The sequence below is a fragment of the Agrobacterium sp. ST15.13.015 genome (assembly GCF_027871645.1).
Taxonomy (GTDB): Bacteria; Pseudomonadota; Alphaproteobacteria; order Rhizobiales; family Rhizobiaceae; genus Agrobacterium; species Agrobacterium leguminum.
This window is the reverse complement of the sequence record NZ_JAQAHF010000005.1, coordinates 198,996-213,266: the sequence shown is the minus strand read 5'-3', so window position 1 is coordinate 213,266 and position 14,271 is coordinate 198,996. Positions and strand designations below refer to the sequence as shown.

At 60.4% G+C, this 14,271-nt stretch carries 6 protein-coding genes; 3 read left to right on the top strand and 3 right to left on the bottom strand.

Translation table 11 applies throughout. The features are described 5' to 3' along the window. The gene (locus tag PIB16_RS10165; RefSeq protein ID WP_065656894.1) at positions 1–1,104 is read right to left on the bottom strand and encodes an NAD(P)/FAD-dependent oxidoreductase; all 1,104 of its coding nucleotides are present in this window, start codon (positions 1,102–1,104) and stop codon (positions 1–3) included. A gap of 229 nt (positions 1,105–1,333) precedes the next feature. On the opposite strand from PIB16_RS10165, the gene PIB16_RS10160 reads away from it, so the two are divergent. Next, entirely contained in the window at positions 1,334–1,477 is a 144-nt protein-coding gene (locus PIB16_RS10160; protein ID WP_003505150.1) for a hypothetical protein, read from the top strand. A gap of 76 nt (positions 1,478–1,553) precedes the next feature. Here PIB16_RS10160 and PIB16_RS10155 read toward each other — a convergent pair whose 3' ends face one another. Further along, the gene (locus PIB16_RS10155) at positions 1,554–2,732 is read right to left on the bottom strand and encodes a M20 aminoacylase family protein (protein WP_174044940.1); all 1,179 of its coding nucleotides are present in this window, start codon (positions 2,730–2,732) and stop codon (positions 1,554–1,556) included. Between the two features lie 575 nt (positions 2,733–3,307). Between PIB16_RS10155 and PIB16_RS10150 the strand changes: the two genes are divergently transcribed. Both PIB16_RS10150 and PIB16_RS10145 read left to right on the top strand, forming a co-directional pair. Next, positions 3,308–11,803, top strand: coding sequence for a GH36-type glycosyl hydrolase domain-containing protein (locus PIB16_RS10150; RefSeq protein WP_271045557.1), 8,496 nt, complete (start codon positions 3,308–3,310; stop codon positions 11,801–11,803). A 289-nt stretch (positions 11,804–12,092) separates the two neighbouring features. Continuing rightward, positions 12,093–12,338, top strand: a complete 246-nt coding sequence (locus PIB16_RS10145; protein WP_142844410.1) for a hypothetical protein — start codon at positions 12,093–12,095, stop codon at positions 12,336–12,338. A 95-nt stretch (positions 12,339–12,433) separates the two neighbouring features. Here the strand turns inward: PIB16_RS10145 and PIB16_RS10140 are convergent, their stop codons facing one another. Beyond that, a complete protein-coding gene (locus tag PIB16_RS10140) occupies positions 12,434–14,200 on the bottom strand; it encodes a glucan ABC transporter ATP-binding protein/ permease (RefSeq protein ID WP_003520317.1) in 1,767 nt (588 codons plus the stop codon). Positions 14,201–14,271: the final 71 nt, after the last annotated feature.

Below are 14,271 nucleotides of genomic sequence, written 5' to 3'. Positions count from 1 at the left end.
TCAGGCCTCGAGCCGTGCCGCGACCTCGCCGGCAATCGCCAGCGAGGCGGTTAAGCCGGGGCTTTCTATGCCGAAAAGATTGACAAGGCCGGCAAGGCCGTGGGTTTCCGGTCCGTCGATGCGGAAGTCCATGGCCGGTTCGTCCGGGCCGGAAATCTTCGGCCGGATACCGGAATGGGCCGGGATCAGTGCGTCATGAGGAAGGCTCGGCCAATAGCGCCTTATAGCGTCTCCAAAACCCTCCATGCGGCGGGGATCGACCGCATAGTCGATGGTGTCCACCCACTCCACATCCGGCCCGAAACGGGCCTGGCCGGCGAGATCGAGCGTGAGATGCACGCCGAGGCCATGGGTGTGCGGTGCTGGGTAGATCAGCCGTGAAAACGGGGACTTGCCGGCCAGCGAAAAATAGCTGCCCTTGGCGAAACGCGCCTGCGGAATAACATCCTCCGGCAATCCTTCAATCTTTCTTGCCACCATGGGTGCAACAAGCCCGGCGGAATTGACGAGCAGCCGGCATGTCAGGCTGGTGGGCTCCGTTCCGCCGACATGAACGCGGAAACCATTGCCCATCGCCTCTGCCTTTTCGAAGGGTGCGTTCAGGGCAAGGGCAGCGCCATGATCCTGCGCGTCTCCAAGCAGCGCCAGCATATAGCCGTGGCTATCGATGATACCGGTCGAGGGCGATATCAGGGCTGCGACGCAGGCGAGCGCGGGTTCGAGCAATAGCGCCTGTTGCGCATCGATCAGCTCAAGGTCGTTGCAGCCGTTAGCTTTGCCTTTTTCGCGCAGGGTGGTGAGCATGGCCGTCTCTTCATCGCTCGTAGCGACGATGAGCTTGCCGCAACGACGATGTGAAACGCCGTGGCTTTGACAGAAGGCATAGAGCCGCTCCTTGCCCTCCACGCAAAGTCGCGCCTTGAGGCTTCCGGCCGGATAATAGAGCCCGGCGTGGATGACTTCGCTGTTACGGGAGGAGGTGGCAGAGCCGAATTCCTTCCCGCTTTCGAGGATGATGACGGTGAGGCCGCGCATCGCCAGTTCACGCGCTGTCGCGAGCCCTATCACCCCGGCTCCGATGATGATGGCGTCGATATCCGTCATGGTCTTTTCCGTGCCCGCCACCGGTTTTGAACGGAAATGCCCTCCACCGCGTTGATCCTGCGCAATGGGTAGATTGATGCTTGCCGGTGGGCAAGTCGCAATCGGTATTTTTCCCGATGCGCCAATCTTATGGAATTTTATCTCTACTGAAACAGTGGGGAATAAAGCTATTCTATGAGTGAAATAAGCAATGCCCGCTTTGAAGGGCCGAGCAGGAAGGGAGTGTACAATGTCTTATTCCAAGGCAGGAAAAGTAAAAGACTTTGTCTCGCAGCCCCAGTCGCCGCGCAACTGGAAAGATTCGGTTCATGCGGCTCTTGTCGGCGTCTGCGTGGCTTTTGTCGCCGCCGTCATCTTCGGTCTCGTTCCCTGATCCTCCCGATTTTCTCATCAGGTAATTTGAGAATAAAAGGCCGGTCGCTCCTCCGACCGGCCTTTTTCATGACCGCTCACGCCTTCAGGTAATCTTCCGCCAAGTCAACCCAGAAAGCGGTTCCGATCGGCAGGATATCGTCGTTGAAATCGAATTTCGGATGGTGCAGCGGCGGATCGTTATCCGTGCGCGCGGTGCCGAGGAAGAAATAACAGCCGGGCCGTTTCTCCAGCATATAGGCGAAGTCTTCCGCACCCATCGATGGGCGCTGCATCTCGGCTACCTTTTCAGGCCCGGCAAAACGCCGGGCGAGATCGGCGACATAATCCGTTTCCGCCTTGTGGTTGACGGTTGCATTGTAACCACGCTCGTAATCGATGGTGACGCTCATGCCGTAGCTGGCCGCCTGGCCTTCGGCTATCGCCCGGATGCGCTTTTCCAGCTCGTCGCGCACGCCCGGATCGAAGGAGCGGATGGTCAGCAGCATTTCCGCCGTTTCGGGAATGACATTGCTGGCAGCACCGGCATGGAACGCGCCAACGGTGACGACCGCCGATAATTGCGGATGGATGTTGCGCGACACCACGGTTTGCAGCGCCATGACGATGCTTGCGCCGGCAACGATGGGATCGGCCGCATCCTGCGGTTCGGCGCCGTGGCCGCCGTAACCGTTGACGGTAATCTTGCACTCGTCGACGGCGGCGAGGATCGGCCCGTCGCGCAGCACGAATTGCCCGAAGGGCACGCCGGGATCGTTGTGAAGGGCAAAAACCGCATCGCAGGGAAAACGTTCGAACAGCCCGTCCTCGATCATGATGCGGGCGCCGCCGAAATTCTCTTCCGCTGGCTGGAAGATCAGATGCAGGGTTCCGTTGAAATTTTTGCGCTCCGCAATGATCTTCGCCGCGCCGAGCAGCATGGCGGTGTGGCCGTCATGGCCGCAAGCATGCATCACGCCCTGATTGGCGCTCGCATAATCCGCACCGGTTTCTTCATGGATCGGCAGGGCGTCGATATCGGCGCGGATGCCGAGCGTGCGGGTGCTGTCGCCATTGCGGAGTGTGGCGACGACACCGGTTCCGGCCAGTCCCCGGGTGACCTCATAACCCATTGCCGCCAACTGTTCGGCAATAAAATCCGACGTCTTGAACTCCGAAAGGCCGATTTCGGGGTTTCGGTGCAGGTGGTGGCGAATGGCCACCACATCCGGCATATGGTTGGCAAAGGATGCGAGATTTGCGGTCTGTCTGGTCATTTTTAAAGTCCCGGGTTCGGCCGTTTTTTCCGGCGCCTTTTGCAAATGACATAGCAGCATATGCAGCCATGCGTAAGGGGCGTAGCCTGCCCGGAAATGCCCCGAAATTCAGCGCTTGCATCGTGCCGCGACAGGTGGCATGGAACTATTGACGTCCTGGGGCATTAGCTTCTTTCGGATGTAGCGCGGGCCTTTCGGTTCGTGTTGCCCTTCAGGTTGTCAACGGGGGATTATCGGACGTTGCGCGAACAGTTTTCGCCATCGGGGAGGGTGCGAAATCCGGTCGGAACGGCATTGCCGGGCCGAACGACGCGATTTTCTTTCCCCCACCAAAAAAGCCCTGTCCGCGCCGATCTCCAGCTTCGCAGATATTCCGGAATAATGACGCTGCAGCATGATGCGCCTGCGGATGTTCCGCACTTGACCATCCGTTCCGCACAGCGTCCGGTCCGGTTCACCGAAGGTTCAGGATAAGTCATAAATATAGCGTGGCCCGATTTTCGTGTGTGTTCCCGCCACGGACGAAATGTCGGTCAAGTCGAACAAGTTTCCATAAAGTTCAGAATACGAGCCCGATGTCATTTCATATTACCCCGACCGCCGCCGCCCGTGATTCCGAGACGAAGCAGATCGATCACAACGATTCGATCCGCGCGTCCTATATGACGGTGGAGGAACTGCATGATGCGGGCGCCGCGCTTTCGCGCGATGGCGCCGACAGTCTTCCCGGCTTCATGGAGTTCGATTTCTTCGAGCGTCATCGCGAGAACGAGAAGGAAATCCTCAGGGTCTATCGTACCACGGCCGTCGATGCGGAAAATGGCGCGACGATAACGCCGGCGGCGGAATGGCTGCTCGACAATCACTACGTCATCGAAGAGGCGATCCAGGAAGTCCGCCGGGATTTTCCGCGCAAGTTCTACCGCCAGCTGCCGACGATGACGGTAGGCGGCGTGACGATCCCGCGGGTCATGGCGCTCGGCTGGCTTTATGTCGCCCATACCCACAGCACGGTTTCGCGCGAAAACATGACGGCGCTGGTGGATGGCTACCAGACCTCGAAGACGCTGCAGATCGGCGAATTGTGGGCTTTGCCGTCGATCATCCGTTTCGTCCTCATCGAAAATCTCCGCCGCATCTCCATTCGTGTGGAGCGTTCGCGCCGCATGCGCCAGAAGGCGAATGAGGTCGTCGATGAAATCATCCGTCTGAACGATGCCGAGGCGTCGGCCGCGCTTCTCAAGCAGGTCGATTCGCTGGTTGACGACCCGACTTTCGCGACGCAGTTCCTCTATCGTCTCCGCAATGGCTCGCAGACCTCCGGTTTGGCGGTTGCGTGGCTTGAAGAGCGTCTTCACGCTGCTGGCACCGATGCCGAAAACGTCATGATGTCGGAACATAATCGCCTGGCATCCGGCAATGTGACGATGGGCAACATCGTCAAGAGCCTGCGCGAAATTGACGATACCGAATGGTCGGTGTGGTTCGAGGAAGTCAGCCACATCGACAAGGTTCTGCGCGAAGAGACCGACTACGAGGTTCTCGATTTCGGTTCGCGCAACACCTATCGCAATACGATCGAACTTCTGGCGCGCCGTTCTCCCAAGACCGAAGTCGAGGTGGCGCGCGCCGCCGTCGAAATGGCGCGTTCGGAGACGCCGGCGGGTGCGGATGAAACCCATCGCGTCAATGTCGGTTCCGTGCTTGTCGGCCAGCGCCGCTTCGAGCTTGAAAAGGCTTTGGGTTACCGGCCGCTGGTGTCGCAGCGTATCGTGCGCTCGATGCGCAAGTTCAACTGGCTGGCAATCGCCGCGCCGGTGCTTCTCATCACTGCGCTCGCCATGCTCGCTGTCGGCTGGTTCCTGGCGCAGGCCGGCATGCCCTGGTATGTTGTGACTGCCTTCCTGCTGATGTTCGCATTGCCGGCATCCGAAGGCGCGACCGGCCTCTTCAACACGCTCGTCACCTTCTTCGTGAAACCGTTCCGGCTGGTCGGATACGAGTTCAAGAACGGCATTCCGCAGGACGCCCGCACATTGGTCGCCGTGCCCTGCATGCTGACCAGCCGCGACAGTGTCGACGAGATGATGCGCAATATCGAAGTGCATTATCTCGCCAATCCGCATGGCGAGATCTACTTCTCGCTGGTGAGCGACTGGCGCGACGCGCAATACGAGCAGTCCGACGATGACCTCGAGATTCTCGATTATGCCAAGCGCGAGCTTGCGGCGCTGAACAGCCGTTATGCCTTTGATGGCAAGACGCGCTTTTACCTGCTGCACCGCCGCCGCCTCTACAATCCGGCCGAAGGCTGCTGGATGGGCTGGGAGCGCAAGCGCGGCAAGCTGCATGAACTGAACATGCTGCTGCGCGGCGACAAGGATACGACCTTCCTCGGCGGCGCGAACGTCGTGCCGGAGGGCGTGAAATACGTCATGACACTGGATGCCGATACGCGCCTGATGCGCGATGCGGTGACCAAGCTCGTCGGCAAGATGCACCACCCGATCAATCGCCCGGTGATCGATCCGGTATCCGGACGGGTTGTCGAAGGCTACGGTCTGCTGCAGCCGCGGGTGACACCTTCGCTGACGACCGGCAAGGATGCCTCTGTCTTCCAGCGCGTTTTCTCGATCAACCGCGGTATCGATCCTTACGTCTTTACCGTTTCCGACGTCTATCAGGACCTGACCTCCGAAGGTACCTTTACCGGCAAGGGCCTTTACGATGTGGATGCCTTCGAGGCGGCGCTGAAGGGCCGCATCGAGGAAAACTCCATCCTCAGTCACGATCTGCTCGAAGGCTCCTTTGCGCGCTGTGCGCTGGTGACCGATGTGGAACTGGTGGAGGACTTCCCGACCCGTTATGAGGTGGAAGTGTCGCGCCAGCATCGCTGGGCGCGTGGCGACTGGCAGCTTCTGCCCTTTATCCTCGATCGTGCCCGTGGCGTTACCGCCATCGGCCGCTGGAAGATGGTCGACAATCTGCGTCGCTCGCTGACGCCGATCGCCTGGTTCTTCGCCTCGATCCTCGGCTGGTATTTCATGGATCCGCTCGGTGCGTTGATCTGGCAGATCCTGCTGATCTTCTCGCTGTTCGTCGCGCCCACGCTTTCCCTGCTGTCCGGTCTCGTGCCGCGCTCCACCGATATCGTGCCGCAGGCGCATTTCCATACCATCTGGTCGGAAATCCGCGCCACCAATGCGCAGGTTGCGTTGCGCATCGTCTTCATCGCCGATGCCGCCTGCATGATGACGGATGCGATTGCCCGTTCGCTTTACCGCCTGCTCGTCAGCCACAAGCTGATGCTGGAATGGCGTACCGCCGCCAGCATGCAGTCGAGCGCGCAGGGCAGCATCGTCGATTATTATCGCCAGATGTGGCATGCGCCCGTGGTGGCGATGCTTGGCCTGCTGTTTGCGGCGTTGCCGGGCGACAACGCTTTCCTGATCGGCATTCCATTCACGCTGCTCTGGGTTCTGTCCCCCGCCGTTGCCTGGTATGTCAGCCAGTCGGCTGAAACCGAAGACCGGCTGTTCGTTTCGGAACACGTCTCCTTCGAGCTTCGCAAGATCGCGCGTCGCACCTGGCGTTATTACGAGGCCTTCGTGACGCCGCAGGAAAACCACCTGCCGCCGGACAACTTCCAGGAAACGCCGGAACCGATCGTTGCTTCGCGTACATCGCCGACCAATATCGGCGTCTATCTGCTCTCCGTCATCTCGGCGCGTCAGTTCGGCTGGATCAGCTTTGCCGATACGCTGGAGCGGATCGAGAACACGATCCAGACTGTCGAGAAGATGGAAAAATATCGTGGCCATCTCTACAACTGGTATCACACCGACACCTTGCAGACGCTTGGGCCGCGTTACGTTTCTGCGGTGGACAGCGGCAACCTCGCCGGTCACCTTATTGCGGTTTCGTCTGCCTGCCGTGATTGGGCAGAAGCGCCGTCCGCGCATCTTCAGGGTAATCTGGACGGTATCGGCGATCTTGCCGGCATTCTGCGCGAAACGCTGAAGGCGCTGCCCGACGACCGCAAGAACCTGCGCCCGCTGCATCGCCGCCTCGAGGAGCGCATCATCGGCTTCTCGAACGCTCTCGCCTCCGTCAAGCGTGAGCATGAATTCGCCTCGATCCGCGTCATCAATCTCGCGGTTCTTGCGCGCGATATCCAGAAACTCGCAACCAACGTCGATCATGAGGTGAAATCCGCGCAGAGCGCGGAAGTGACGCGCTGGGCGCAATTGCTCGTCGATTGCTGCGAAGCGCATATTTCCGACAGCGCCATCGACCTCACCAATATGGAGCCGCTGCGCCAGCGTCTCGCATCGCTGCGCGACCGTAGCCGTGACCTTGCTTTCTCGATGGACTTCACCTTCCTTTACCGCAAGGATCGCCGTCTTCTGTCGATTGGCTACCGCGTCGAAAGCAAGGAGCTGGACGAGGCCTGCTACGACCTTCTGGCTTCCGAATGCCGCTTGACCAGCCTCTTCGCCATCGCCAAGGGCGATCTGCCGACCGAGCACTGGTACCGTCTCGGCCGTCAGGTCGTGCCGATTGGCGCGCAGGGCGCGCTGGTTTCCTGGTCCGGCTCGATGTTCGAATATCTGATGCCGCCGCTTGTCATGCAGGAGCGTCAGGGTGGCATCCTCAACCAGACCAATAATCTGATCGTCAAGGAACAGATGAACCACGGTCGTCGTCTCGGCACGCCATGGGGCATTTCAGAAGCGGCGTTCAACGCCCGCGATCACAACATGAACTATCAGTACACCAACTTCGGCGTGCCGACGCTTGGCCTCAAGCGTGGCCTTGGCCAGAATGCGGTGATCGCGCCTTATGCATCGATCCTCGCCAGCCAGTATGATCCGGATGGTGCGCTTGAGAACCTCGACAAGCTGCGCAAGCTTGGCGCGCTTGGCCAGTACGGCTTCCATGACGCGGTGGATTTCACGCCGACACGTGTGCCGGATGGCAAGGTCTGCGCGGTGGTCTACAACTATTATGCTCACCACCACGGCATGTCGATTGCGGCCGTCGCCAACGTCGCCTTTGACGGCGTGCTGCGCGAACTCTTCCACTCCGATCCGGTGATCGAGGCGGCAGAACTGCTGCTGCAGGAAAAGGCGCCGCGCGAAGTGCCGGTCATGAGCGCCAAATACGAGCCGGAAACCCCCGGCAAGGAACAGGCGGACCTGTTGCGTGCGGAAGTTCGTTCCATCACCGACCCGGCCGCGCGCGACCGCGAAGTGGTGTTCCTCTCGAACGGCCATTATTCGACGATGCTGACCTCGACGGGTGCCGGTTATTCGAAGTGGAACGGCCAGGCCATTTCCCGCTGGAAGGCCGACCCGACCGACGACCGCTGGGGCACCTTCATCTTCCTGCGCGACACCACCAATGGACAATGGTGGAGTGCGACGGCCGAGCCGCGCGTTATCGAAGGTGAAAAGACCAAGACGATCTTCACCGATGACAAGGCCGAGTTCCACAAGACCACAGGCGATCTGCAAAGCGTTGTCGAATGCATCGTCGCCACCGAGCACGATGCCGAAGGCCGCCGCGTCACCCTGCTCAATGTCGGTTCCGAGGATCGCTATATCGAAGTGACCTCCTATTTGGAGCCGGTCATTGCGTCGGATGATGACGACAATGCCCATCCGCTGTTCTCGCGCATGTTCGTGCAGACGGAGATCGGCCGCCGTGGTGACGTTATCCGCGCCTGGCGCAACCGCCGCAGCCCGAACGAGCCTGGCACCGTCATCGCGCATCTGGCCGCTGACAATGCCGGCCCGTCGCGCCCGACGGAATTCGAGACGGATCGCGCCAAGTTCATCGGCCGCGGACGCTCGCTGCGCGAAGCGGCGGCTTTCGATGCCGGCGCGACCCTTTCCAGCACCGACGGTTTCACGCTTGATCCGATCCTGTCGCTGCGCCGCACCGTGCGGGTGCCGGCGGGCAAGAAGGTGAGCGTGATCTTCTGGACGATTGCCGCGCCGAGCCGCGAGGAAGTCGACAAGGCAATCGACCGTTACCGTCATCCGGACGCCTTCGCGCATGAACTCGTGCACGCCTGGACGCGCACGCAGGTACAGATGCGCCATGTGGGTGTGACCTCACAGCAGGCGGCCGCTTTCCAGCATCTCGGCCGTTATCTGACCTATCCGGACATGCATCTGCGTGCGGATTCGGAAACGCTGAAAACGGGTCTCGCGTCGCAGCGCGCTTTGTGGCCGCTTGCGATTTCGGGCGATTTCCCGATCTTCAGCCTGCGCATCAACGACGATATGGACATGGATATCGCCCGTGAAGCGCTGAGCGCCCATGAATATCTGCGTTCACGCGGTGTGATCTTCGATCTCGTCATCGTCAACGAACGGGCTGCGTCCTATGCGCAGGATATGCAGCATGCGCTGGATCATATTTCCGAGGCGCAGCGCCGCATCAATCCCGCCGATGGCGGACGTCCGCACGTCTTCTCCGTGCGCCGCGACCTGATGGATGAAGAGACCTGGAGCGCGCTTCTCGCCGCTTCCCGCGTCGTCCTCCACGTGCGCAACGGCAAGATCGTCGACCAGATCAACCGTGCGGTATCGCTGTTTGCGGCCCATCGCGGCCCCGACGGTACGAGCGACGCTGCACAGGCCCGTCTGCCTGTTCCGGTCTTCCCTGTTGCGGAGCCGGTGGAAGATGCGGGCGATCTCGATTTCTGGAACGGTTTCGGCGGTTTTGCCAGAAGCGGTCAGGAATATGTCGTGCGCCTCAATGGCGGGCAGTCCACGCCGCATCCATGGATCAACGTCATCTCGAACGAGAATTTCGGCTTCCACATTTCGGCCGAAGGCGCCGGTTTCAGCTGGAGCCGCAATTCGCGCGACTATCAGCTGACACCCTGGAGCAACGATCCGGTCATCAACCGGCCGGGCGAGGCCTTCTATGTCGCGGATGTGGAGACGGGAAAGCTCTATACGCCCTGTGCCGCGCTGTCGCGCGATCCCGAAGCCATGTTCGAAACCCGCCACGGTCTCGGTTACTCCGTGTTGACGGGCGTGGCCGATACGCTGGAGGTGGAGCTGACGCAGACCGTGGACCGTGAAAAGCCGGTCAAACTCTCGCAGGTTATCGTTCGCAACAAGGGTTCGAAAAGCCGCCGCCTGAAGGTCTATGCCTATGTGGAATGGGTGCTCGGCAATAACGGCCAGAAATCTGCGCCGTTCATTCTGAGCAGGCACGATGCCGGCAACAACGCGATCTTCGCGTCGAACCCCTACAGCATCGACTATAGCGCCCGCACGGCGTTCCTGACACTCGACAGCGAAGCGAGCGGGTTTACCACCAGCCGTCGGGAATTCATCGGCCGCTTCGGGTCGGCGCAGGCGCCGCAGGGCATCGTGTCAGGTGCCGCACTCAGCGGCAGCACGGAGGTCGATGGCGATCCCTGTGCCGCGCTGATGCAGGAAATCCACCTGAAGCCCGGCGAAGAACGGCACATGACCTTCATTCTCGGCGATGCCGACAATGCGGAAGAGGCCGAAGCGCTGGTAAAGGACGTTCGTAAGGCGGACTTCCAGACGGTGCTGGATGAGAGCAAGGCGTTCTGGACGGGCTTTACCGGCCAGTTGCAGGTTTCCACGCCTGATTCCGGCTTCAACCACATGGTCAACAACTGGCTGCCCTATCAGGCGCTGGCATGCCGCATTCTGGCGCGTACTGCCTTCTATCAGTCAAGCGGCGCGTTCGGTTTCCGCGACCAGTTGCAGGATACGCTGGCCTTCCTGCTCTACCAGCCGGATCTCGCCCGCAAGCAGATCCTGCGCGCGGCAGGCCGCCAGTTCCCGGAAGGCGATGTGCAGCACTGGTGGCTGCCGCTGACGGGCGCCGGTGTTCGCACCACCATTTCGGACGATGTGGTCTGGCTCGCTTATGCGATCAACCAATATGTCTCGGCCACGGGCGATGCCGCCATCCTCGATGAAAGCATCCCCTTCCTGAAGGGGGCGGCATTGATGCCCGGCCAGCATGACGCTTTCTTCCAGCCAGAAACTAGCGACAGATCCGCCACGCTTTACGAGCATGCGGCGCTGGCGCTCGATCTTGCCATTCATCGCACTGGCGAAAATGGCCTGCCGCTGATCCTCGGCGGCGACTGGAACGACGGCATGAACCGTGTCGGCGTGGGCGGTAAGGGCACCAGCGTCTGGCTCGGCTGGTTCCTGTCCGGAGCGTTGCGCGATTTCATCGAGATTGCGGAAAAGCGTGGCGATACCGACCGCGTCGGCAAATGGGCGGCGCACCGGGAAAAGCTACGCAATGCGCTGGAAACAGCGGGTTGGGATGGCAGCTACTACCGGCGCGGTTATTTCGATGACGGCACGCCGCTCGGTTCCGCCGAAAGCGAGGAATGCCGGATCGATTCGCTCGGCCAGAGCTGGAGCGTTCTCTCTGGCGAGGGCGAAGAGGCTCGGTCGCGGCAGGCAATGGATGCCGTCATGGAGCATCTGGTCGATGAGCAGACCGGCATTATCCGGCTGTTCACGCCGCCCTTCTCGCGTGCCCCGCATGATCCGGGTTACATCAAGGGATATCCGCCGGGTGTGCGCGAAAACGGCGGACAATATACCCATGCGGCGACGTGGGTGGTTCTCGCCCTTGCGAAGCAGGGTAGGGCACAGGAAGCATGGAACTGCTTCAAGCTACTCAACCCCGTCAATCATGCGCTCGATGCGGCAGCATCGGAAACCTATCGGGTCGAACCCTACGTGGTGACTGCGGATGTCTACGGTGAAGGCGCTTATGCAGGCCGTGGCGGCTGGAGCTGGTACACGGGTTCCGCCGGGTGGCTCTACCGCGCCGCTGTCGAGGGTATTCTCGGCATCACCCGCACCGACGGCAAGCTGCATATTTCGCCGTCGCTGCCGGAGGACTGGAGCGGCTTCTCGGTGAAGATCACGCTCGACGGCAGGGCCAGGGATATCGTCGTAAGCCGCAAGGCCGATACGGCGGAAGTCTCCGTTTCCGTCGATGGTAAGGCCCTGTCGGCAGGTGATCGGGTGATCCCCTTCGACTGAGACGATCAGGTTTCCGTTCGCCTTTAAACTCAGGCTCCCGTGATAACGCGGGGGCCTGAATCTTTATGGGGCTACCCTGGCCTCCGACTCAGTCTGTGGGTCGGATCATGGCACGGAAGCCCGGACCTAGTTCGCAGCGTCGGCTGGAAGCTCCCGCAGCACCGGGATAGGGTCATATTGGCGAAGGTTTTGATGGCGCGGTGCCGGATCGTCCGGTGCGGACTGTCTCGTCAATCTTTTCGAGAAAAGCAACAGTCGCGAATAATCGTTCGATCGGAAGGGAGTTATCTTGCGATTCAGCGCATCTTTCACAGAACTTGCACTGTTGGCGTTGCTCGCCATTCTTTCCCTGGCGTTGTCCTGCTGGTTGGCGCGCTACCCACGGAAAACGAGCGTCGGAATAATGCTTGGCGTGGTACTTGGAGTTTTCCTGACCAATCTCGCAGCAGGTATTGTCGCCTTTCTGGGAAATGTCCTCCCCTTCGGGCAGATCGATTTCTGGCTGGCAAGTTCCCTGACCGAAATTCTCCGATAGGCGACCTGTGATCTGGCGGGGCCGTCGGGAAACGGGCAAAGAAAAAGGGCGGACAACATGCTGTCCGCCCTGTCTTCATTCCGTCAGCCAGACCCTCAGGAGGCAATGGCCTTCGGCCGGGGCTGCTGGTTTTCGTCTTCCGTCAGCAGGCCGCTGGTGCGCAGCAGCGAGGTAAAGCGTCCGCCACGCTGGCTCAGCTCATCGAAAGTACCCTTTTCGATGATCCGGCCCTGATCGAGGAAGAGGACGAGATCGGCATCGCGGACCGTGGAAAGGCGGTGGGCGATGATGAAGGTTGTACGGTTCTTTCTCAGCGCGTCGACAGCGGCCTTCACCCGAGCTTCCGTTTCCACATCCAGCGCACTGGTCGCTTCATCCAGGACCAGAATGGGAGCGTTCTTCAGGATGGCGCGCGCGATGGCGATGCGCTGGCGCTCGCCGCCGGACAGGCGGTTGCCGCGTTCACCCACCTGGGTCAGATAGCCGTTGATGCGGCTGTCGATGAAATCCGTCGCCGCTGCTGCTGCCGCTGCTTCCACTACTTCCGCATCGGTGGCCGATTCACGGCCGAGGCGGATGTTTTCGCGAATGGAGCGGTTCAGCAGGCCGGCATCCTGAAACACCGTGGCGATGGAGTTGCGGAGCGAATTTTTCGTCACCGTCGAAATATCGGTCCCATCGATCAGAATCTGGCCGGAATCGGGATCGTAGACCCGTTGCAGAAGGTTGATGAGCGTGGTCTTGCCGGCACCCGTCGGTCCGACGATTGCGACTGTCTCGCCGGCCTTGGCCGTGAACGAAACGTCGTGAACGCCCTGCTTGGTGTTGGCGAAACCGAAATTGATGTTGCGGAACTCCACGGTGCCGGAGACATTCGACAATTCGCGCGCATCGCCCGGCTCTTCCCGTTCCTTGACGGAATCTTCCAGCACGAAGAAATCCTCAAGCTTGGCGCGGGCTTCGAAAATCTGCGTCACGAATTGGCGCATCTGGTCCAGACGGCCGATAAGGAGATTAGCGAAACCGATGAAGGCGATGACATCGCCGACGCGCAACTCGCCGTTCTTCACCAGCACGGTGCCGATGACGAGGATGATCATCATCGAAACGGTGGAGGCCGTGCGGTTCAAAGCACTTGCAAAAGCCCACCAGTCGAGCACCGGATATTGCGCGCTCAGCAGCTTTTCGGTGAAAGATTTTAGCGCCTTCGTTTCGGCCTCGATGCGGTTGTAGCTGTGCAGCACCGAGACGTTGCTGATGGAATCGCTGACATGGGCAAAAACGCTGTGATAGTGTTCTTCGACTGAAGCCTGGCCGTCCTTGGTGCGGCCCATCACCCACTTGCCGATGAACCAGTAGACGATACCGAGGCCGATCAGCACGAAGCTGAGGCGCAGGTCCATGGACATGGCGGTCGGGACGAGCAGCACCAGTGCGACGAAGGTGGCAAGATGCGTGCGCATGAATTCGAGCCACAGGCCGAACAGCGTTTCGCTGGCGCGCAGCAGCGTGTGCAGGGCGTTGGACGTGCCGCGCTGATGGTGCCAGGAAAGAGGCATCGAGATGATGCGCCCGAAGGCTTCCGTCAGCAGCGATGCGCGCCGGCCATGGGCCAGCCGGTCCGCCTCGCGGGCGACAGCCACATAAGCGACAGTGTTGAAGACACCGAAACCCGCCCAAAGAATGAGAATGGGCGTGACATTGGTGCCGGAAGAGATGGCGTCGATGATCCGGCCGAACAGCACCGGTTCGGCGATGGTGATCGCTGCAAGAATGACGTTGGCGATGACGACCACCGTCACCCGCCATTTATGTACGGTCAGATAGCGCAGAGCGCGTGTGTAAACCTGAAACAAGGTCAAATTTTCAATCCAGTCCGAGCGTCTCTTTCGAGCGGTTGTTTGTTCGGTCTCAAGGCAAGTTATTTTAGCAA